Raw genomic sequence first — 20,228 nt, 5'->3', positions numbered from 1 at the left:
CGCGTCTGACAGGGGCCGCATTTTTTTGCCCGCATGGCAGCAGCGCAGGTGGGCTCCTTGCCGGTCGAGTGCACCGCGGTCACAATACACCGCTGTAGACTTGTGACAGGGACCTCCCATGGAAATTCGCAATCTCGGCGCCTCCGGCCTTCGCGTGTCCGTGGTCGGGCTCGGCTGCAACAATTTCGGCCAGCGCATCGACCTAGAGGCCTCGCGCAAGGTGATCCATCGCGCGCTCGATCTCGGCATCACGCTGTTCGACACCGCCGACATCTATTCGAACATGGGCGGCTCGGAGACCGTGCTCGGCACCGTGCTGGGCGATCGCCGCAAGGACATCGTGCTGGCGACGAAATATTCGAAGCCCATGGCGGAGGACGGCACCAAGCAGGGCGCCTCGCGCCGCTACATCATGGAGGCCGTGGAAGCGAGCCTGAAGCGGCTGAAGACCGACCACATCGACCTCTACCAGCAGCACGACTACGACCCGCTGACGCCGATCGAGGAGAGCCTGCGCGCGCTCGACGATCTCGTCCACCAGGGCAAGGTGCGCTACATCGGCAATTCGAACTTTCCGGCCTGGCGCATTGCGGAAGCGGAGTATGTCGCGCGCGCGATGAACACCACGCGCTTCGTTTCGTGCCAGGACGAATATTCGCTGGTGGTGCGCGACATCGAGAAGGACCTGCTGCCGGCCGCAACGGAGTACAAGCTCGGCCTGTTGCCGTTCTTCCCGCTCGCCAGCGGCCTTCTGACTGGCAAGTACAAAAAGGGCGAAGCCGCGCCCGGCGACACCCGCTTCGGCCAGACGCCGCGGCTGCGCGACCGCTATGTCACGCCGCGCAACGAGGCGATCGTCGAGAAGCTGCAGGCCTTCGCGACTGCGCGGGGGCACAGCATGCTGGAGCTCGCCTTCTCCTGGCTCGCCGCGCGCCCGCAGGTGTCAAGCGTGATCGCCGGCGCCACCCGCGTCGAGCAGATCGAGCAGAACGTCAAGGCGATCGCCTGGAAGCTCAGCACGGAGGAGATGGCGGAGATCGACAGGATCACCTTGGGCTGATTTTTGCGGCGCTGATCTCTGCGGCGCGGCCTACTTGGCGCCGCGCCCCACAGTCTGCATCACCTCAAAGCCCTCGAACTGGGGATGGCCGAGATAAAGCGGCTTGTTGTCGCCCGCCCGATGATGCGCCGCGCGAAACGCCTCCGACTTGGTCCAGGCCTCGAACGCGGCATGGTTCGCCCACACGGTGTGCGAGGCGTAAAGCGTGTGGTCCTCCAGCTCCGGCCCGCGCAGCAGGTGGAATTCGACGAAGCCCGGCACCTTGTCCAGATGCGTGTCGCGCGTGAGCCAGACCTGCTCGAAATCGGCCTCGGAACCTTTGGCGACGCGGAAGCGGTTCATGGCGATGTACATGCGGTGATCTCCTGATGTCCGGCTCATCATGTCGTCATTCCGGGACGCGCCGCAAGGCGCGGGCCCGGAATCCATAACCCCAATCGGGAGTAGGGATTCCGGGCTCGCGCTACGCGTGCCCCGGAATGACGGCGCTTGTGGGTTAGGCCACCAATCCCTTCATCGGCCGTGCCGCCGCGCTGTCGGGGAACACTGTTTCCGCCAGCATGCGATCGGACAAGCCGAACTGCCCCTGCAGCACGCCCTTGATCACCGAGCGCAGATCTGTCGTCGGCTTGAGGTCGCGGCCCTCATACAAGTTTGCGGGCTTCAAACCGGGCCAATCGGAGATGACGCGGCCGCCTTTCACGGCGCCGCCGGCGAGCAGCGCGATGGTGCCGGTGCCGTGGTCGGTGCCGTCGGTGCCGTTGATGCGCGCGGTGCGGCCGAACTCGGTGGCGACGACAACGACGGTGTCGTGCCAGCGATCAGCGAGGCCGCTTTCGAATTCGGCGAGCGCACCGTCGAGACCGCCAAGCAGGAAGGCGAGACGCCCGACCGGGCCGCCTTCATTGGCATGCGTGTCCCAACCGTCGAAGGCGAGCGCGGCAATGCGCGGGCCGTCGTCGGCCGCCATCAGCTTGGCTGCACCGCGCGCGACCTGGCGCATCTGCACGACCTGGTTGCCGGGCTTGCGCTTCATGTCGTCGCCGTTCGCAGCCTTCTCGAGCTGGAGGCCTTGCGACAAGGCCGCGGCGAGCGCGGGATCGCGGTGGCGGTAGAGATCGGCGAGCCGCATCGCGGTGTCGTCATCGGCCTGCGGCAGTACGACCGGCGCCCAGCCGACGGTCGGCGCATTGCCGCGCAGCACCAGCGGCGTGGTCGGGCCGACCGCAAGCCCGCTCGATACGCGCTCGCCGCGCGGCAGCGCTTCCAGCGCGCGGTTGAGCCAGCCGGACTGCACGCGGCCCGGGCCGGCATAGCCGCTTTCGAGCACGTCCTGGCCGTCGAAATGCGAGCGGTCGCGATAGGGCGTCGCGACCGCGTGGATCACTGCGGCATGCATGTCGCGATACATGCGCGCGAATTCCGGCATCGACGGATGCAGCGCGAAGAAAGGATCGAGCATGATCGCGGGATGCGCGCCGTCGGCCGCCAGCGCGATCGAGCCATGCAGACCGGCATAATCGGGATCGCCCACCGGCGCGACGGTCGAGAGCCCGTCGAGCGCGCCGCGCAGGATCACGACAATCAACCTGGGATCGCGCCCGTCGGCCGCGCGCGCGAATTTCGGCAAATAGGCCCAGGCCGCGAACGAGGCGCCGCCGAGCAGGAGGCTGCGGCGCGAGGTGAGGAGCCGGTTCTCGACGCAGTCGATCATCATCATCTCCTCTGCATTTCCGGCGACATCAACAGCAGCGCCAGCGCCTGCTGGCGCGACTCCGCGCGCTCGATGGTCTTGCGGGTTTCGACGGACGCCGCGTCCGCAGCGGCGAATTCGAGCAGGTCGAGCGGATCGATGTTGTTGCCGAGCCGCGCGCCCATTTGCGCGGCGATGTCGAGCCGGAGCTTGATGCCTTCGGGCGCAGCCCATGCGGCGCTGGTATCCGGGAAACCGTTGGGGCCGGCCGGCGACCACAGCGGCTGTCCCAGCAGATTGAGATTGTTGAGATAGGCGCCGGGGTCCTCCGGCACGCGCGCGAGCAGCCGGCCGCTCGCGACCAGGAAGTCGTAAGGGCTACGCATCTTGGTCAGCGGCGCTTTCCAGGCTTCGTCGGAATCGACCAGCGCGGTGGCCAGCGCCTTGAGATCGCCGTCGGTCTTGACGAACACGTCGCGCAGCCGCGCCACCAGCGCCGGCGGCGGATCGTCCGCGACGAAGTGGCGGACGAACTTTGTCGCGATGAAATTCGCGGTCGAGGGATGGCGCGCGATGTCGGCGAGCGCGGCCTCGCCCTGCGCGAGGCCCGCCGGTTCGTAGGTCTTGCCGAGCAGCACTTGCGGCCCGGGCTGATGCGCATTGGTGTTGAACACGAAGGAGCCGGGCGTTCCCAGTTGCCCCTGCCGGCCGGCAAAGGTCCACCCCGTGATGATGCGCGCGAGCGAGGTGACGTCCTCCTGCGTGTAGCCGCCGCCGACGCCGAGCGTATGCAGCTCCATGATCTCGCGCGCGAGATTTTCATTCAGCCCGCGCTTGCGGTTCTGCCCGGCGCGCGAGTCCGGGCCGAGCGATTGCTGGTTGTCGAGGAAGAACAGCATCGCCGGATGCTGCTCGACGGCTTTCAGCATGTCGGCGAAACGCCCGAGCACGTGCGGCCTGATCGCCTCGCGCTCGAACGCGCCGGCCCAGATCCGCGCCAGCTCGCCCTTGCTGGCGGAGATGCAGAAATGATTGGACCAGAACACGACGAGCCGCTCGGTGAAGCCGCACTCCACCAGCGTCGCGCGCTGCAACCGCGCCAGCGCCTCGGCGCGAAAGGTCTTTTGGATGACGTTGAGCGGCTGCGGTGCAGGCTTTGCGGCCGGCGGCGGAGCAGCGCCCGGCTGCATGGTCTCGGGCTTTGCCGCAATGTCGGCCGGCTTCGCATCCGTCATCTGGCCCGCGATCTCGGTTGCGACCGCATTCAGCGAGAGGTTTCGGCGGAGGCCCGGCTTCTGATCTGATGGTGCCTGCGCTTCGGGGGGCGTGCCGGCCTTGGCGGCCGCCTCACGCGCCTGCTTGACCTGGTCCTGATAGGCAAACACCGCCTGCCCGAGCTGCGGCGTCGATTGCAGGCCCGGCGCCTCGAGCAGCACGCCATTGGGGCGCGCCAGTTCCGCCTTCACGAAACCTCGGGGATCGGAGGCTGCATTGATGAGATCGCCCGAGGCGCCACCGCGGGCGCCGAAGCCGAAGCGGTTGAGCGCGACGAGCGCGGCTTGCGAATCGCGGGCCATCGATTTGTCCTTCGCGCCTTGCCAGCCGCTTTCCTGATAGCTGCGCGGCGCCTAATATACCGCAGCGACAGATGAACCCGACATGAAAATGACGGCGCAGCTTTTGGGCAAATCATGACAATTCCGCAAGAATTTCCGTTGCCGGAACCGCGCCGCCTCGCCTGCTCCCGCTGCGGCACCGAGTTCGGCTGCGACCTCTCGGGCAATTGCTGGTGCGCGGAGGAAACGGCAAAGCTGCCGATGCCGGTCAAGGGCGAGGATTGTCTGTGCCGGGAATGCTTGCGGAAGGCGGCGGCAGGCGCTCGTTAAGCGCGAGAACGCGCGACATTCTCCAGCATCGTAGGGTAGGCAAAGCGAAGCGTGCCCACGATTGTCACTGCCTGTGCGGGAAAGACGTGGGCACGGCGCTTCGCGCCTTTGCCCACCCTAAGAAGCTTTCACCGGGACGACAGTGTGCCCTACACCGCGTGCCCCGGTGACTTGCGCGCCATGCCGTCGAACGCATCGAGCAGCTTCTCGCGCCAGGCGTAGATCGGATCATCCGCCTCCAGCAGCTTGAACGGGCTCGTCACCCGCGCCCATTGGAAGCCGCCGAACACGATGTAATCGGCATAGTTCGGCGCGCTGCCACCGATGAAGGGCTGCTTCTTCAGGGTCTGCCGCATCACCTCCAGGGACTTGCGGAACGCGATGACGCCGGTGTCGCGGCTCGCCATCACCTCTTCCAGGCTCTTGCCGCCAAAACGCGCCTCGCGCGACTGGCGGAAATAGGCGGCGTCGGTCTCGGCAAGGTTCTTGGGAATGTCGGCGACGATCAGCGGAAAGATGCCGCCGACGATGGCGATGTCGCCGAAGGCGTTGATCATGCGGGCCATGGCGCGGCCGCCCTCGCCGCCGAACAGCGACGGGCGATCCGGAAAAGTGTCTTCGAGATAATTCGCGATCGCCCAGGAATCGACCACCGGCTTGTCGTGATGCAGCAGCACCGGAACCTTTTCCGAGCCGTGCGGCGCGATCGCGCCCTTCTCGGTGAAACGCCAGGGCAGCGATTCCGCCGCAAGGCCCTTGTGGGCCAGCGCCATCCGCGCGCGCCAGCAATACGGGCTGAAGGGGCGCGCGGCGTCGGTGCCGACGAGTTCGAACAGTTTGAGTGACATGATCAATCCCATTGCTGCAGCTGCCGAACAGAGTAGCCTTCGTGGCAGGGAGCGCAAGAAAACCATCCTGTCGCCGGTGTCGGGGTGTGACCCGGCAAACCGATGGCCTCGCCCTCGCGCCGGACCGGCCGCTGCTTGTTGAGCCGGCCCCGGATTGGACCTAAGCTCGGGCATTTCAAACAGCGGGAGGCATTGCAATGACGAGGACCCTTCCACGGCGCGATTTCCTTCTCGGCTCAGCGGCCCTCGCCGGAGCCGCAGCCGCAAACGCCTTCACCTGTGTCGAGATCGCGCGCGCCGCGCCGATCGCCGTTCCGACCGTCGACAAGCTCTCGATCCGCGTTCTCGTGGATTCGAGCTTCGACCTGTTCTTCCGCCCCAAGCAGATCAATGGCGTCTCGATCGCGCCGGCTGCACGCAGCGGAGATTTCCGCAAGTCGCTGCACAATGAATGGGGCCTGTCGCTCTGGCTGGAATCCGAAGGCGGCGGCAATCAGCGCACGCTGATGCTGGACTACGGCTACACGCCGGAGGTTCTGCTCAACAACGTGGCGCTGATCGGCGTCGATCCAGCCAAGCTCAATGCGCTGATCGTCAGCCACGGCCATTACGATCATTTCGGCGGCCTGAACGGCTTCCTCGACAAGTTCCGCGACAAGCTCCCCGCCGACCTCAAGCTCTATGCGGGCGGCGAGGACAATTTCTGCCACCGCGTCACCCCGACGCCGACGCAGGGGCAGTTCGCCGATTTCGGCACCCTCGACCGCCGCCAGCTCGCGGCGCAGAAGGTGACGACCGTGCTGTGCGAAACGCCGACCGTGATCGCGGACCATGCCTTCACCACCGGCAAGATCACCCGCCGCAGCAGCGAGCGCGTGCTGCCGAACACGCTGGTCGAGTTCGGCATCAAGGACGGGCTAGGCTGCAATGTCGGCCACTATCTGCCCGCGGAGATGGACGGCAAGATCGTCCCGGACGAGCACATCCACGAGCATGCCACCTGCTTCAACGTGCGGGATCTCGGCCTCGTCGTGATCTCGTCCTGCGGCCATGTCGGCATCGTCAACTCGGTGAAGCAGGCGCAGGAGGTGTCGGGCATCGAGAAGGTGCACGCCATCGTCGGCGGCTTTCATCTCGGCCCCGCGCCGAAGGACTACCTCACGCAGGTCGTGAGCGAGATCAAGGCGCTCAATCCTGATGTCGTGGTGCCCATGCATTGCAGCGGGCTCAACTTCGCACAGGAGGCCAATGCCCAGATGGAGGGCAAGGTGGTGGTGACGACGACGGGCAGCCGCCTCACCTTCGGGCTGTGATGCGAGGCGCCAGCCGCTGGCTTTGCGTGATGCTGGCGCTCGCCTGCGCGGGAGTGGCGCAGGCGCGCTCGGCCGCGGAGACCATGGACATCCTGATGTGGAATCGGGAGCCGGTCGGCGGGCCGTTCGAGCTGATCGACCAGACCGGCAAGCATCGCAGCGATCGCGACTTTCGCGGACGGCTGATGCTGGTCTATTTCGGCTTCACCTATTGCCCCGACGTCTGTCCGACCGACCTGATGGCGATTGGACAGGCGCTCGAGCAACTCGGGCCGGATGCCGACGCCGTGCAGCCGGTCTTCATCACGCTCGATCCCGAACGCGACACGGCCGAGCATCTCGCCGAATACGTGCCGATGTTTCATCCGCGGCTGCTCGGGCTGACCGGCAGCCTCGACGCCATCGCGGCGGCAGCCGAGGCCTACAAGGTCTATTTTGCCAAGGTCCCGATCGGCAAGGACGCCGGCGACTACACGGTCGACCACACGTCCTTCATCTATCTCATGGGCCGCGACGGAAAATATCTCGGCTTCTTTCCGCCGGGCACTTCGGCTGAACGTATGGTCGAGATCATCCGGCCACGGCTGGCGGCGCCTTCGCGCTAGCACTCCGGCAAGAGCCCGTCGGAAGCAACGCGCTCACCGCCCGTTCGTTCGGAGCAACCTTTCGCCGCCTTCCGTCACGGCGATGACCAGCCCGATGCCGGGCAGTGTCTCGCGGGCGACGTAGCCACGCTCAGTGGCGTCTTCCCAGATGGTGAGGCGCGGGCACGAGGTCTTCCAGGTCGCGATCACCTCGGCATAGGCGCGCGGCTCGCGCGCGACCCATTCGACGAAGTCCAGCACCAGCGGATCGGCGTTACCGCTCATTGCAAACCTCCCTTTATTGCAATCCACCTTTGGCAAAGGCGGCAAGCACCGGCGCGCGAAGCTGGAGCCAGCCGCCATAGGCGATATAATAGCAGGCGATTGTGGTGATCAGCTTGTTCGACCAGGCCACGAATTGCTGATCGGTCATGGCTTCGAGGATGCGCCGCGCCAGCGTGGTGCCGAGCATCGAGGCCGCGATCGCGACACCGGCGAGCACGGGGTCGAGGCTTGCGGCCTGGTCGATCACGCCGCCGAAATAGATCAGCTTGGTGAAATGGCTGACGAGCTGGCACATCGCCTTGGTCGCCACCTTCTCGCGCCGGCCGAAATCGCCGCCGAGGAAGAAGGTGTCGAGCAGTGGGCCGGAGACGCCGGTCATCAGCATCAGGCCCATGCAGATCGTGCCGTAGACCGTGCCCTGCCAGAGCCTATCAGGGTCCGGCTTGATGTTCGACGGCAGCAGCCGCGCCATGAACGGCGTCGCACCCAGCATCAGCAGCGCTACCGGCTTGTCCGGCACGTAGCGCGTGATCGACCAAGCCGCGAGCGCAATGGCAGCGCCGACCATATAGTTCGCGACCGGCCGCCAGCGGATATGCGACCGCCACAGGAATGCGCGCCAGCCGTTCGAGGCCATCTGCGTGATCGCATGCAGCACCATCGCCGTCGGCAGCGGCATCAAGGCGAGCAGCACGCCGATCAGGATCAGCCCGCCCGCCATGCCGAACAGCCCCGACAGGAACGCGGTGGCCACCATCAGCAATCCAAGGGCAGCGATCATGATGGGCGTCACGTAGGGGTTCTCCTGTAGAGGGCACGTAAGGGACGCAGACTGTTTCACTCCCTCGCCCCGCTTGCGGGGAGAGGGTGGGGTGAGGGGGAGTCTCCGCGGGGACGGAAGCAGTGAGACTCGCGGAGAGTCCCCCTCACCCGGAATTTGCTTGCGCAAATTCCGGCCTCTCCCCGCGCGCGGGGAGAGGCGAAGGGGCCGCGCTCCGCCTTCAACAAATCAGCCCGAATTACGTTGATATTTCTGCCTCGCTTGCTCACCTCGCGCAAACTGAGTTATCTTGGCCTGGCATCAGCTTTCCTGAGGGTCGGGCAATTGCGGCGGCTGCTGTTTCTCAACGGCATCAAGGCATTCGAGGCGGCGGCGCGGACCGGCAGCTTTGCGGCGGCCGGGCTCGAGCTCAGCGTGTCAGCGGCCGCGGTCAGCCGCATGGTGCATCTGCTGGAAGAGCGGCTCGGCGTCGCGCTGTTCGAGCGCAAGGCCAACCGGCTGGTGCTGACGCAGGCCGGCCGCGCCTATCAGAGCGGGCTGACGCCGATCTTCGACGCGCTGGCCAGCCTCACCGCGCAGGTGACGGCGCCGTCCGGCATGCGCGTGCTGACCATCGGTGTCGGCCACACCTTCGCGATGCGCTGGCTGATCCCGCGCCTGTCGGAGTTTCGCAGCGAGGAGCCCGACATCGAGGTGCGCTTCACCACCGGCGGCGCCTCGGTGCCGTTCGGCGAGGACTGGAGCTGCGGCATCAAGCTCGGCACCGGCGACTGGCCGGGCTTGGTCGCGGAGCCGCTATTCGCCGGCGACCTTACGCCGGTCTGCGTGCCACGCCTCGCCACGTCGTTGAAGCGCCCGGCCGACCTCAAAGGTCCGAGCCTGATCCGCGTCGAACATTCGCCGGAGGACTGGCCGATCTGGCTGAAGGCCGCGAACCTCACGCGCATCAATCCACGCGGACCCGAGTTCCAGTTCTACGGCCAGGCGCTGCAAGCTGCCGCCGACGGGCTCGGCGTCGCCATGGGCATCCGGCCCTATATCGACGACGACATCGCCGCCGGCCGGCTGGTCGCGCCATTCGATCTCTCGGTGCCCAAAGGCATGCGCTGGTATCTCGTCTATCGCAGCTTCCAGACCGAGCAGCGCGACTTCGCCGCGTTCCGCCGCTGGATCATGCGCGTCGCATCGGAACCCGCAGCCCGGCCGCGGCGGCTCGGCCGGGCTACCGCACGCGGCTAGTTCCAGCTTCCAAACGCTCCGGCCCCTCACCCGTACGGGTGAAAAAGCCGGACCGCATGTGAACGGCTTCACATACCGAAATCGGCAAACGTGGTCCTCTAACCCTCCGACAAGAGCATTTGGGGACTACAAATGACGACCCTCTACGACGGCTTTGACATTGAATCCTTCGAGGCTGGCAAAGGCCTCTGGCATGCCCGGATCCGGCGCGCCGATTTCAGCCCGCTTGCCATCGACGGCGTGCTGTTTCCGGCCATGGAAGTCGGCTTCGCCTGGCCCAACAGCGACGCCGCGATTGCCGACGCCAAGCACCACATCGATCGCTTCCGCCGGCGCGCCGACAGCGACGACGAATAGGCGGATTTCCGAGGGACCAGCAGCGGGGTAAAGCAGGGAACCGGTCATGTCAGTCATGGAATTCGAAGACACACCGCGGCCTCGGATCCACACCCGCAGCGTGTTGTCGAAATGCCCGGAATGCAACGGCGATCTCGCGGTGCTCCGTGTGATCGGCGGCCGCGCCGGATGCGAGTACTGGACCATGCGCTGCACCGATTGCGGAGGCATCCACCTCGACATCCTGAAACCGCATCAGGCGGCCGGGGACGACGAGGGCCCGCTGCCGGCGGCGTGAGCGGGTCCTGCTGCCAACCTGCTGTCAGCAGCCTGAGCATGGTGGGTCATTCGCCCTTTATTGAGGGGCGGACTCGTCCCATATTCGGCTCATGGCGAAGAAACCTGCTCCCCCGAAATCCCCGAAATCCAAAGCACCGAATTCGAAGGCTCATCGGCCCGACGTGCAGCCGATCGGACCGGCGCTGGCCGAGCTGCTGAATCCCGCGATCAATCGCGGCGATGCCGGGCTGGGATCGGGCACCGGGCTGCAGCCGCCGCCGGACAATTCGCGCGACCGCCGCGCTGGCGGCGAGGCCGCCGCCCATCGCGCGCGCGCCTCGACGCCGAAGGAGTTTCCGCAGGACACGGCCAAAGACACGGCCAAGCCGATGCCGCTGCGGCCCAACCCGCAGCCGCCGGGGGCGCGCGTCTCGACCGAGGGTTTCGACGAGGCACCGCAGGCCAATTACGGCACCGCGGCCACGATCCCGACGCTCGATCCGGAATTGGCGCGGCAGCTCGGCCTTCCTACCGAGGAGGATGACGCCGAAGCGCTGGCGCGTCCGCCGCGCTCCAAGATGGAGGCGCTCGGCGTCAAGGCGACCGCCGATGCCCTGGAATCGCTGATCCGCGAAGGCCGGCCGGAGTTCCGCAAGGACGACGGCTCCATGAAGGTGTGGACGCCGCACCGCCCGCCGCGCCCGGAAAAGTCCGAAGGCGGCGTGCGCTTCGAGATCAAGTCGTCCTATGAGCCGCGCGGCGATCAGCCGACCGCGATCAAGGAGCTGGTCGAGGGCATCGAGCGCAACGACCGCAGCCAAGTGCTGCTCGGCGTCACCGGCTCCGGCAAGACCTACACCATGGCCAAGGTGATCGAGGCAACGCAGCGCCCTGCGCTGATCCTCGCGCCGAACAAGACGCTCGCCGCCCAGCTCTACGGCGAGTTCAAGAACTTTTTTCCGGACAACGCGGTCGAGTATTTCGTCTCGTATTACGACTATTATCAGCCGGAAGCGTATGTCCCTCGTACGGACACCTACATCGAGAAGGATTCATCCATCAACGAGCAGATCGACCGCATGCGCCACTCGGCGACGCGCGCGCTGCTCGAACGCGACGACGTCATCATCGTCGCCTCGGTGTCCTGCATCTACGGTATCGGCTCGGTCGAGACCTACACCGCGATGACCTTCGCGCTGAAGAAGGGCGAGCGCATCGACCAGCGCCAGCTGATCGCCGACCTGGTCGCGCTCCAGTACAAGCGCACCCAGGCCGATTTTACCCGCGGCACCTTCCGTGTCCGCGGCGACGTCATCGACATCTTCCCGGCGCACTATGAGGACCGCGCCTGGCGCGTGAATTTGTTCGGCGACACCATCGAACAGATCGAGGAGTTCGACCCGCTCACCGGCCACAAGCAGGACGAGCTCGAATTCATCAAGATGTACGCCAATTCGCACTATGTGACGCCGCGCCCGACGCTGGTTCAGGCGATCAAGTCGATCAAGTTCGAATTGAAGCAGCGGCTCGACCAGCTGCATGATCAGGGTCGTCTGCTGGAAGCCCAGCGGCTGGAACAACGCACCACCTTCGACCTCGAGATGATGGAGGCGACCGGAAGCTGCGCCGGCATCGAGAACTATTCGCGCTATCTCACCGGCCGCCGCCCCGGCGAGCCGCCGCCGACGCTGTTCGAATACGTCCCCGACAACGCGCTGATCTTCGCCGACGAGAGCCACGTCACCATCCCGCAGATCGGCGCCATGTTCCGCGGCGACTTCCGCCGCAAGGCGACTCTGGCCGAATACGGTTTCCGCCTGCCGTCCTGCATGGACAACCGCCCGCTCCGGTTCGAGGAGTGGGACATGATGCGGCCGCAGACGGTTGCGGTGTCGGCGACGCCGAGCGGCTGGGAGCTGAATGAGAGCGGCGGCGTGTTCGTCGAGCAGGTCATTCGCCCGACCGGGCTGATCGATCCGCCGGTCGACATTCGTCCGGCCCGCACCCAGGTCGACGATCTCGTCGGCGAGGTCCGCGCCACCGCGCAGGCCGGCTATCGCTCACTGATCACCGTTCTCACAAAACGCATGGCGGAGGACCTCACCGAATATCTGCACGAGCAGGGCATTCGCGTCCGCTACATGCACTCGGACATCGACACCATCGAGCGCATCGAAATCATCCGCGATCTGCGCTTGGGCGCGTTCGACGCGCTCGTCGGCATCAACCTCTTGCGCGAAGGCCTCGACATTCCCGAATGCGCGCTGGTCGCGATCCTCGATGCCGACAAGGAAGGCTTTTTGCGCAGCGAGACCTCGCTGATCCAGACCATCGGCCGCGCCGCGCGCAACGTCGACGGCAAGGTGATCCTCTATGCCGACAGCATGACCGGCTCGATGGAGCGCGCCATCGCCGAGACCAACCGCCGCCGCGAGAAGCAGGTCGAGTACAACAACGCCAACGGCATCACGCCGGAGAGCGTGAAGAAGCAGATCGGCGACATCCTCAACTCCGTCTACGAGCGCGACCATGTGCTGGTCGAGGTCGGCGGCCACGACATGACCGACGACGTCATCTCGATCGGTCACAATTTTGAAGCCGTGCTCGCTGATCTGGAAACGCGCATGCGCGAGGCCGCCGCCGACCTGAACTTCGAGGAAGCCGCCCGCCTGCGCGACGAAGTGAAGCGCCTGCGCGCGACGGAGCTTGCGGTGGTGGACGATCCCACCGCAAAACAGCGCGCGGTGCAGAGCAAGGCCGGCGCCTATGCGGGCGCCAAGAAGTACGGCGACGCCGCGAACCTCCCCGTCAGCGCCATGAAGAACAAGAGCGCAGCAACCGCGCTCAAGGCCGGCGGCGGCAAGGGCTCACGCGTGCACAAGCCGCATCTCGACGAGATGCACGGCCCGGAATCCCTGCCCTACCGGCCAAGCCCGGCGCTGCCGGCAAAGCCGTTCGGAAGTACGAGCCGGATCATCCAGCCGACGGACTCAAGGCAGTCCGGGCCGGAGTTCGGGCCCGCGCCGAAGTCGACGGGTGGCGTGCCGGGGCGAAGGGGCGGGTGGAAGAAGAGGTAGGGCGCAGCGGCGCCATTCGTGGTTATGGATTCCGGGCTCGCCGCTTCGCGGCGCCCCGGAATGACGGCGGAGAGATGTCCCCCTACCCCACGCTCGCCGTCACCACCGCCATCACCGACAGCAACAGCACGATGGTCACGAGCTGAAGTGACGCGACCGGCTGGGTGCGCCAGGCGATGATCTTGTCGGAGAGCGACAGATGGGCCTCGAAGAATTTCGGCTCGTAGACGGTCTTGAAGAAGGCCGGGAAGCTCGGGCCGAGGGTCACAGCTAACATCGCGTGGGCGAGCGATGCCACGGCGACGAAGATGGCGACGCCGGGGTCGCCGACGAGGTCGTGGTTGCCGACGAGCTTGAGCAGGAAGGCCGCAGCGGCGAAGGTCGGGAAGCTCTGCAGCGTCGCGGTCAGCGCGAGGCCTTCGAGCGCGTTGTGGAGGCGGGACTTTCTCGCGGCGGCGATGGTGGCGGCCATGGCATGTCTCCCTGATGACATGCACGTGACGTTAGCTGCTCCACGGGAGAGGTGATGTGAGATGGGTCACGTGCCTTTGGGCGCCGAACAAGTGTGGATGCTTCAGAGTCTTACGGCTTCGCCGTTCGCGCGAATGTAGCGACGAACTCCGCTGCGTTCCCTCCCCCCTTGCGGGGGAGGGCTAGGGAGAGGGGTGGCTCCGGGAGAGGTCAGCGTTCGTGGCCACCCCTCTCCCCGCCCCTCCCCCGCAAGGGGGGAGGGAGTGAGAGAGTGGTGGCCGCCTGACTCGCACGAGAACGACCAGCGCTACAGCTTGCCCTGCCCGTTCACCTGACCCTGCTGTTGCTGCTGCTTCGCCTGCTCCTTCGCATGATGCCTTCCATAGAGGCAGCCGGCAGCGGCGCCGAGCATGCCGTGATGGCCGGCATAGTGGCCGGCGACGCCGCCGACGACGGCGCCCTTGATGCAGCCCTTAGCGTTGGCGGCGGAGCTCGCGCCGAGCATCAGAAGTGCGGCGGCGATGGCGGGAAGCGGGGATTTCATGGATCGATGTCTCCGGAGCGATGTCCAGTTCTCAACGGGCGCAAGCGGGCCGGGTTCCCTGACGCGGCGCGCCCGCCGGTGCGTGCAGGGGTGTCACGGGGCGCGGCCGAATTCGCGCATGTGAATCCAGAAGCAACCCGCAATTGCACCCCATGAACCGGGCATTGTGCTCGCGCGTCATACCTTGTGTGCTTGTCCTGTTTTTTTCCTGTGTTTTTGCGGATTGAAGCGCGCGCACCGCGCGATAGCCTTGCAATCCACGGCCGAGGAAAGGCGGCGCCGCATGACGGTTGAAAAGCTGAATAGGCAGCGTGTGCTGCATTTGCTCGACGCCTTCGCGCGCGGCGATCTCGATACCGCGCTGTCGTGCTGCACCGAGGACGTCGACTTCCTCACCCATGCGCCGATCGACGTGCTGCCGCACATGGTGCCGCGTCACGGCAAGGCCGAGCTGCGCGAGCTCTGGCAGACGATCTGGTCGCGCTATTCGGAGATCCGCTACAAGGCGCCGCACATCCTCGCCGACGGCGACGAGGTCGCGACCTACCTGCACGGCTACTTCAAGAAGCGCAGCAACGACCGCATCGTGCAGTTCGACATGGCGGTGTTCTACACCTTCCGCGGCGGGCAGGTCTCGCAGATCCGCGAGATCATCGATTCCTACGACCTGGTGCAGCAGGTGCTGGAGCGCGAGATCGGGCCCCTGATCATGGGGCAGCGGGTGGACTGAGTCTGAGGGGCTCTCTCCACGTATCAGGTCGCCGTGAGATCTGTACCCCCTCACCCGGATCGCAAGAGCGAGCCGACCTCTCCCCGCAAGCGGGAGAGGTGAGGCAGAAACCGGGAAACTACGGGGTTCTGTTGTAAATCTCACAAAACGCCATCAATTGTGCATTGCAAAAACGTGAATTGCGTTTTGGCCGAAATCCCCTACCTTGTTCGCATACAAATGAGTTGAACGCCCCCGGGGCACATTGCGGTGCATGGGGCTGTTTTCCGTTTTTTCTGCAAGCCAGCTTCAGGATTGCCCCAAATGACAGAGCACAGCCTCTGGCGTTTCTCGCGCGCGTTGCACCGCGCGATCAACGACCGGCATTTCGATGACATCGAGGCCCTGATCGACGAGGACGTCGAGTGGGCGCTCTATGGTCCGATCGACATGTTTCCGTTCCTCGGCGCGCGCCAGGGCCGGGATGCCGTGCTCGAGGTCATCCGCCAGCTTGCCGACAATTTCCAGGTCCGCCGCTTCGACCGCGAGAGCATCATGTTGGGCGTCGATTCCGCCGCCTCGATGCTGCGCTATTCGCTGACGGCGCTCGATTCCAACAAACCGATCTCCTTGCGGGTCGCCCAATTCGCGCAGTTCAGGGCGGGCAAGCTGATCAGCATGCGCGTGCTGATCGACACCTTCGACCTGGTCGAGCAGGCACTCGGCCGCGCCATTCATCTGCCGAAGATGACCAGCGCCGGCTGAGGGGGACGCCAACGGGTCCCGCTCTCCGGGACCGATGACGACGCTTGACGCGACGTCCTGGCCTCCAGCCCCGCCGGATGCCGTCGTGTCACGAGCTCGTCATTGGGCGCGCGCCTTTTCGCGCGGCCCGTTGGTTCGCGTCCACGCGAGTTGCCACAATTTCGCAACGATAGATCAGCATTTATGCCGGCGGACCGAATGGCGCATGGTCATCACCGAAGGCCGCCTTATATTATTGGCGGACGGCATGCGCCGGGGCTCGCGGGCAGGACGATGGAATTCTCGACAGGTTTTGGCTGGACCAGGCTGCCGGTGCTGGCGGCCGTGTTCATTTTTGGCTCGGCGCTGACGGTTTCGGCGCAGATCATTCCGCCCTTCTCGCCCGGCCCGGCCGCAGCGCCCGACGAGGAGGCTGAGGCGGCCGAGGCCCCAGACGTCAACGATCCCGACGTGATGAAGGGCATCGACGTCGACAAGCTCGACTGGAGCCAGCTCGCGATCGACGCCGGCACGCTCAACGACATCATCGCCGCCAAGAAGCGCGCCCAGGCCGCGGCCAATAGCGGGCTGAACTGGTCGTCGAACGCCAACGCCAACGGCTCCTCGGCGGTGACCGTGAAGCAGTCGGTGTTCGAGTTCTGGGACACGCGAATTGGCGCCGACATGACGGTGACGAGCGAGCCCAGGACGATGTCCGAGCTCTTGGCACAGAAGGCCGCCAATGGCGGCAGCCTGCCGCAATCCTCGGGCAGTGCCTGGGCGACCGCGACCGCGCCGGGCGCGGGCTCGATCTGGGACAAGACTGCGGTGGAAGCCCGCGTCGATCCCGGCTCCGAGCAGAGCAAGCTCGGGGCGTCGCTGACCAAGTCGGTGCCGCTGTCGGGCGACACCTCGCTGACGCTCCAGAACGGCTACAGCGTCAATCAGCAGGGCACCACCGCGGTGCCCGGCATCGGCGGCCACATCACCCGCAATTACGAGACCGACCAGACCGCCAAGGTCACCATCACCGACACCGGCACCAGCATCAGCGCCGGCCAGTCGCTGTCGACCACCGACGACAAATGGCTGCGCAAGGTCGGCGCCGAGCAGAAACTGTTCGACAACGTCACCGTCTCCGGCTCGGTCGGCGAGACCTCGCAGGGCACCATCAACAAGAGCGTGACGGCGGGCTTCAAGAAGAGCTGGTAGGCCTAGCCTCCACCCTTTCCCCTCACCCTGAGGGCGCCCGAAGGAGCGCGTCTCGAAGGATTGAGGCGCAATGAGAGATAGGATCATCTTCACAGCAGCCGTTCACACTTCCCTAACCATACGCCACGGCAAAGCCCCCGAATGGTCCGCCCTTGCCGCATCTTGGCCCAGTTGCGGCCAAAATCGGGCGCCCTAGTCCCTTCACAGAACGCCGTCGTGCGGGGACACTCGCGCTGCGCTCAACGCGATCAGGGGAACAACGATGAACGCTACTCGTCCGGAAAAGATCGAATCCACCGAGACCGAGACGGTCGACAACGACCTCGCCGCCGTGACCGAGGTCGAGGCCGGCATTCGCGACTTCGTCCGCAACGACATCGCCTATCTGCGCCGCCCGGCGACGCCGACCACCGACGCGCCGCCGCTCGACCCGAGCGCGGAAGCCACCGTCACCAACGTCAACTCGCTGATCCAGCGCGTCGCCGGCACTTCGCTCGCCGAGATCGAGAACCTGATCTCCGAGTTGGAGAGCCTGCGCGACCTGCTCCATGCCGAGGGCCAGCGCGTCCAGCGCGAGATCTCCGGCTACGCCCAGCTCAGCCAGGCCGCAATGAAGTCGACCCGCATGATTTCCGACAACGTCGCGCAGTGGAAGCGCGCCGCCGACGGCCTGCGTAACAGCTAAGCACCAGCGCCAAGCATCACCGGCCGCCGCGTTCCCGGAAGGGAGCGCGGCGGTTTTGATTCTGGAGGGATGTCTCTCTCCCTCTCCCCGTTCTTACGGGGAGAGGGTTGGGGTGAGGGGCCTCTCCACACGCGAGATAAGCGTGGGACCTGTACCCCCTCACCCGGATCGCAAGAGCGATCCGACCTCTCCCCGCAAGCGGGGAGAGGTGAAGCAGTGTACGCTTTGAACCCACGCCCCCTTCCCCGCGACCAATGCCAGGCGCCCGTGCCGTCACGGCCGGGCCGGGGACATGTCAGATGGAAAGCATTCGGCCCGACAACACGGACCCCATCCCGCTGCAGCCCGCGCCGAACCAGTTCGGCACGATCATGCTGCGCTTTGTCGGGCTGCTCGTGGTTGCGATCGCCGTCCTGGCGTTCGTCTATAGTCGCTGAGCGAAAGGCCGATCCCGGCCGCGAAGACTTAAGATCTTACCTGGAGATCTTACTGGAGATCTTACCTGGCCGCTTCCACGGTCGAGGCTTCCAGGGTGTAGGCGCCGTCGGCGTAGCCCTTCACCACCATGCCGGCAACCAGCATCACGGCCAGCGTGGCGGTAGCAAAAATGAATCCGACCAGCTTGAGTGCGCCGCGGTCTGCCATGGTCCTCGTCCCCTGTCCTCTGCTAATTCGTTTCAATTAGACAGCGACAGGTTCATAATTGGTTAGCAACTCGATGGTTCCGCCAACTGCTTCGCGGGTAACCATGTTGAGCAGGCTTATGGCAGCGACCCGGAATCGCGTCCATAGCGCGGGGGCAACACTCGCTCGGTTTCTCCTCTCCCTCTCCCCGTTCTTACGGGGCCGCGACGAGCTTCGCTCGCGCTGAGAGGGTTGGGGTGCGGGGCCTCTCTCCGCGGATGAGATTCATCGAAGGACCTGTACCCCTCACCCGGATCGCAAGAGCGATCCGACCTCTCCCCGCAAGCGGGGAGAGGTGAAGAGGCAGCCGGCTCGATCGATTCTAAATCAGCCCGTCTTCCGCATCGGCACGAAGGCCGAGGGAGTGATCGAATAGACCTCCTCGCCGCGCTGGTTGGTGCCGGTGGTGCGGGCTGTCAGAATGCCCCAGCCGGGACGCGAGGCGGAGGTGCGCTTGTCGATGACGACGCTGGCAAAAGAGATGACATCGCCGGCAAGCACCGGCTTGATCCAGCGCAGGTCGCGAAAGCCAGGCGATGGGCCCCATACCGCGACCTCCTCGCCGCGCTCCGCGGCCTCGCGCGCCAGACGCTGGCCGTCGGCGACAACCAGGCTCATGCAGGCCGAGCCGACATGCCAGCCAGAGGCGGCGAGCCCGCCGAACAGCGAGTTCTTGCCCTCTTCCTCGTCGAGGTGAAAGCGTTGCGGATCGAACTTTGCAGCGAAGGTCTTGATGGCTTCGGCCGTGAACGTATAGGCGCCGAGCTCGCGGCGCTGGCCGATCGCGATGTCCTCGAAGAACCGCATCAGGCTGCCCCCTCGCGCCGCTTGATCAGGATCGGCGAGGTCATCTCGGCGAGCGCCTCCCCCACCGCGTTGCGCACGGTACATTTGAACTTGACGATGCCGAGCTCGGGCCGGCTCTTCGAGGCGCGCGCCTCCACGACATCGACGTCGAGCATGAGGTCGTCGCCGGGCCGCAGCGGCGAGAGCCAGCGCACTTCGTCGACGCCGGGCGAGCCGAGCGAGGCGGCGCGGGTGATGAAGCCGTCGGCCATCATCCGCATCATGAGCGAACAGAGGTGCCAGCCTGAGCCGGACAGGCCGCGCAGCATGCTCCTGCTGGCGGCCTCCTCGTCGAGATGCATCGGCTGCGGATCGAACTCGGCGGCGAAGGCCAGGATCTCGTCGCGGGTGACATGGCGCGGGCCGAATGTGCCGAACCGGCCGGTCGGGAAGTCTTCGAAGGTCAGGGTCATCTTGGGAGTGCGTTGCGGAAATGACAGATTGTGGCCGCAGTTTGCGGCAATCTCAACCCGCCGGCCCGCATGGCTCGTGCTACACAGGAGGCGGCTGTCTTGATTTGAGTCGGGTCAAGGCCGAGGCCCGAGTGACGTCCCGATCCGAAAGTCCCGATTTGCCCTGGGGAGAGCAATGTTTTCATTCAGCGACCTGTTTCAATGGGACCGCTTCATCACGCCGACCATCATCAAGACGTTCTACTGGCTGGTGATCGCGCTGATCTGCCTGTTCGGCCTCTCCGGCATCTTCTCGGGTCTGGCGACGATGGCGATCAGTCCGTTCGGCGGCTTCCTGGTGCTGCTGTCGTCGATCGCCAGCGTCGTCGTCGGCGTCGTGTTCTCGCGCATCGCCGCCGAGCTGATCCTGATCGTATTCCGCATCAACGAGCATCTCGGCGCGATCCGGGATCAGGGCGGCGGGATGAAGTGAGGCAGGCGCAAGTGCCGTAGGGTGGGCAAAGGCGCAAAGCGCCGTGCCCACCATCATTCCGCGATTT

The 20,228-nt window shown here is 65.6% G+C and carries 25 protein-coding genes; 14 read left to right on the top strand and 11 right to left on the bottom strand.

Annotated features, from left to right (window positions below):
• Positions 1-118 precede the first annotated feature (118 nt).
• Positions 119-1,060 (top strand): aldo/keto reductase, encoded by a 942-nt coding sequence (locus QA642_RS06920; RefSeq protein WP_283083996.1) that lies wholly within the window; start codon positions 119-121, stop codon positions 1,058-1,060.
• A gap of 30 nt (positions 1,061-1,090) precedes the next feature.
• Here QA642_RS06920 and QA642_RS06915 read toward each other — a convergent pair whose 3' ends face one another.
• The 3 genes from QA642_RS06915 to QA642_RS06905 all read right to left on the bottom strand — a co-directional run bounded on the left by QA642_RS06915 (position 1,091) and on the right by QA642_RS06905 (position 4,330).
• Positions 1,091-1,414 carry an antibiotic biosynthesis monooxygenase gene (locus QA642_RS06915; RefSeq protein ID WP_283083995.1) on the bottom strand — a complete coding sequence of 108 codons (324 nt, stop codon included), beginning with the start codon at positions 1,412-1,414 and terminating at the stop codon, positions 1,091-1,093.
• Positions 1,415-1,556: 142 nt separating this feature from the next.
• Positions 1,557-2,774 (bottom strand): DUF1501 domain-containing protein, encoded by a 1,218-nt coding sequence (locus QA642_RS06910; protein ID WP_283086819.1) that lies wholly within the window; start codon positions 2,772-2,774, stop codon positions 1,557-1,559.
• A gap of 2 nt (positions 2,775-2,776) precedes the next feature.
• On the bottom strand, positions 2,777-4,330 hold the full coding sequence (locus tag QA642_RS06905) for a DUF1800 family protein (RefSeq protein ID WP_283083994.1): 1,554 nt from the start codon (positions 4,328-4,330) through the stop codon (positions 2,777-2,779).
• 114 nt (positions 4,331-4,444) lie between these two features.
• Here QA642_RS06905 and QA642_RS06900 point away from each other — a divergent pair, with 114 nt between their 5' ends.
• Positions 4,445-4,639, top strand: coding sequence for a cysteine-rich CWC family protein (locus QA642_RS06900; protein WP_283083993.1), 195 nt, complete (start codon positions 4,445-4,447; stop codon positions 4,637-4,639).
• A 149-nt stretch (positions 4,640-4,788) separates the two neighbouring features.
• Here QA642_RS06900 and QA642_RS06895 read toward each other — a convergent pair whose 3' ends face one another.
• A complete protein-coding gene (locus tag QA642_RS06895; protein WP_283083992.1) occupies positions 4,789-5,487 on the bottom strand; it encodes a glutathione S-transferase family protein in 699 nt (232 codons plus the stop codon).
• 197 nt (positions 5,488-5,684) lie between these two features.
• Between QA642_RS06895 and QA642_RS06890 the strand changes: the two genes are divergently transcribed.
• Positions 5,685-6,800, top strand: coding sequence for an MBL fold metallo-hydrolase (locus QA642_RS06890; RefSeq protein WP_283083991.1), 1,116 nt, complete (start codon positions 5,685-5,687; stop codon positions 6,798-6,800).
• Positions 6,800-7,405, top strand: coding sequence for an SCO family protein (locus QA642_RS06885; RefSeq protein WP_283083990.1), 606 nt, complete (start codon positions 6,800-6,802; stop codon positions 7,403-7,405). Before QA642_RS06890 ends, QA642_RS06885 begins: the two co-directional genes overlap by 1 nt.
• 33 nt (positions 7,406-7,438) lie before the next feature.
• On the opposite strand, the gene QA642_RS06880 is transcribed toward QA642_RS06885, so the two are convergent.
• Both QA642_RS06880 and QA642_RS06875 read right to left on the bottom strand, forming a co-directional pair.
• Entirely contained in the window at positions 7,439-7,669 is a 231-nt protein-coding gene (locus QA642_RS06880; protein ID WP_283083989.1) for a hypothetical protein, read from the bottom strand.
• Positions 7,670-7,682: 13 nt separating this feature from the next.
• A complete protein-coding gene (locus QA642_RS06875) occupies positions 7,683-8,462 on the bottom strand; it encodes a sulfite exporter TauE/SafE family protein (RefSeq protein WP_283083988.1) in 780 nt (259 codons plus the stop codon).
• A gap of 312 nt (positions 8,463-8,774) precedes the next feature.
• On the opposite strand from QA642_RS06875, the gene QA642_RS06870 reads away from it, so the two are divergent.
• The 4 genes from QA642_RS06870 (at position 8,775) to uvrB (ending at position 13,381) form a co-directional block, all read left to right on the top strand.
• Positions 8,775-9,689: a LysR substrate-binding domain-containing protein gene (locus QA642_RS06870; RefSeq protein WP_283083987.1), complete on the top strand. Its 915-nt coding sequence runs from the start codon at positions 8,775-8,777 to the stop codon at positions 9,687-9,689.
• A 132-nt stretch (positions 9,690-9,821) separates the two neighbouring features.
• Positions 9,822-10,046, top strand: a complete 225-nt coding sequence (locus QA642_RS06865; protein ID WP_283083986.1) for a hypothetical protein — start codon at positions 9,822-9,824, stop codon at positions 10,044-10,046.
• Positions 10,047-10,092: 46 nt separating this feature from the next.
• A complete protein-coding gene (locus QA642_RS06860; RefSeq protein ID WP_283083985.1) occupies positions 10,093-10,323 on the top strand; it encodes a hypothetical protein in 231 nt (76 codons plus the stop codon).
• 91 nt (positions 10,324-10,414) lie between these two features.
• Positions 10,415-13,381, top strand: a complete 2,967-nt coding sequence (uvrB, locus tag QA642_RS06855; RefSeq protein WP_283083984.1) for an excinuclease ABC subunit UvrB — start codon at positions 10,415-10,417, stop codon at positions 13,379-13,381.
• An 82-nt stretch (positions 13,382-13,463) separates the two neighbouring features.
• Here the strand turns inward: uvrB and QA642_RS06850 are convergent, their stop codons facing one another.
• Positions 13,464-13,853, bottom strand: coding sequence for a hypothetical protein (locus QA642_RS06850; protein WP_283083983.1), 390 nt, complete (start codon positions 13,851-13,853; stop codon positions 13,464-13,466).
• A gap of 306 nt (positions 13,854-14,159) precedes the next feature.
• Entirely contained in the window at positions 14,160-14,396 is a 237-nt protein-coding gene (locus QA642_RS06845; protein ID WP_283083982.1) for a hypothetical protein, read from the bottom strand.
• Positions 14,397-14,679: 283 nt separating this feature from the next.
• Between QA642_RS06845 and QA642_RS06840 the strand changes: the two genes are divergently transcribed.
• The 5 genes from QA642_RS06840 to QA642_RS06820 all read left to right on the top strand — a co-directional run bounded on the left by QA642_RS06840 (position 14,680) and on the right by QA642_RS06820 (position 18,183).
• Entirely contained in the window at positions 14,680-15,126 is a 447-nt protein-coding gene (locus QA642_RS06840) for a nuclear transport factor 2 family protein (protein WP_283083981.1), read from the top strand.
• A 303-nt stretch (positions 15,127-15,429) separates the two neighbouring features.
• Positions 15,430-15,870, top strand: coding sequence for a nuclear transport factor 2 family protein (locus tag QA642_RS06835; protein WP_283083980.1), 441 nt, complete (start codon positions 15,430-15,432; stop codon positions 15,868-15,870).
• Between the two features lie 273 nt (positions 15,871-16,143).
• Entirely contained in the window at positions 16,144-17,061 is a 918-nt protein-coding gene (locus tag QA642_RS06830; protein ID WP_283083979.1) for a hypothetical protein, read from the top strand.
• 262 nt (positions 17,062-17,323) lie between these two features.
• Positions 17,324-17,746 carry a hypothetical protein gene (locus QA642_RS06825; protein ID WP_283083978.1) on the top strand — a complete coding sequence of 141 codons (423 nt, stop codon included), beginning with the start codon at positions 17,324-17,326 and terminating at the stop codon, positions 17,744-17,746.
• Between the two features lie 299 nt (positions 17,747-18,045).
• Positions 18,046-18,183: a hypothetical protein gene (locus tag QA642_RS06820; RefSeq protein ID WP_283083977.1), complete on the top strand. Its 138-nt coding sequence runs from the start codon at positions 18,046-18,048 to the stop codon at positions 18,181-18,183.
• Positions 18,184-18,244: 61 nt separating this feature from the next.
• Here QA642_RS06820 and QA642_RS06815 read toward each other — a convergent pair whose 3' ends face one another.
• The 3 genes from QA642_RS06815 to QA642_RS06805 form a co-directional block, all read right to left on the bottom strand.
• Positions 18,245-18,391, bottom strand: coding sequence for a hypothetical protein (locus QA642_RS06815; RefSeq protein WP_007596790.1), 147 nt, complete (start codon positions 18,389-18,391; stop codon positions 18,245-18,247).
• A 366-nt stretch (positions 18,392-18,757) separates the two neighbouring features.
• Positions 18,758-19,237 carry a MaoC family dehydratase gene (locus QA642_RS06810; RefSeq protein WP_283083976.1) on the bottom strand — a complete coding sequence of 160 codons (480 nt, stop codon included), beginning with the start codon at positions 19,235-19,237 and terminating at the stop codon, positions 18,758-18,760.
• Complete coding sequence (locus tag QA642_RS06805) at positions 19,237-19,689, bottom strand: MaoC family dehydratase (RefSeq protein ID WP_283083975.1); 453 nt, start codon at positions 19,687-19,689, stop codon at positions 19,237-19,239. The genes QA642_RS06810 and QA642_RS06805 overlap by 1 nt, the downstream gene beginning before the upstream one ends.
• A 175-nt stretch (positions 19,690-19,864) precedes the next feature.
• Between QA642_RS06805 and QA642_RS06800 the strand changes: the two genes are divergently transcribed.
• Positions 19,865-20,161, top strand: a complete 297-nt coding sequence (locus QA642_RS06800; RefSeq protein ID WP_074119364.1) for a DUF4282 domain-containing protein — start codon at positions 19,865-19,867, stop codon at positions 20,159-20,161.
• Positions 20,162-20,228: the final 67 nt, after the last annotated feature.

Source organism: Bradyrhizobium sp. CB2312 (assembly GCF_029714425.1).
Lineage (GTDB): Bacteria > Pseudomonadota > Alphaproteobacteria > Rhizobiales > Xanthobacteraceae > Bradyrhizobium.
This window is presented reverse-complemented; position numbering and strand designations above follow the sequence as displayed.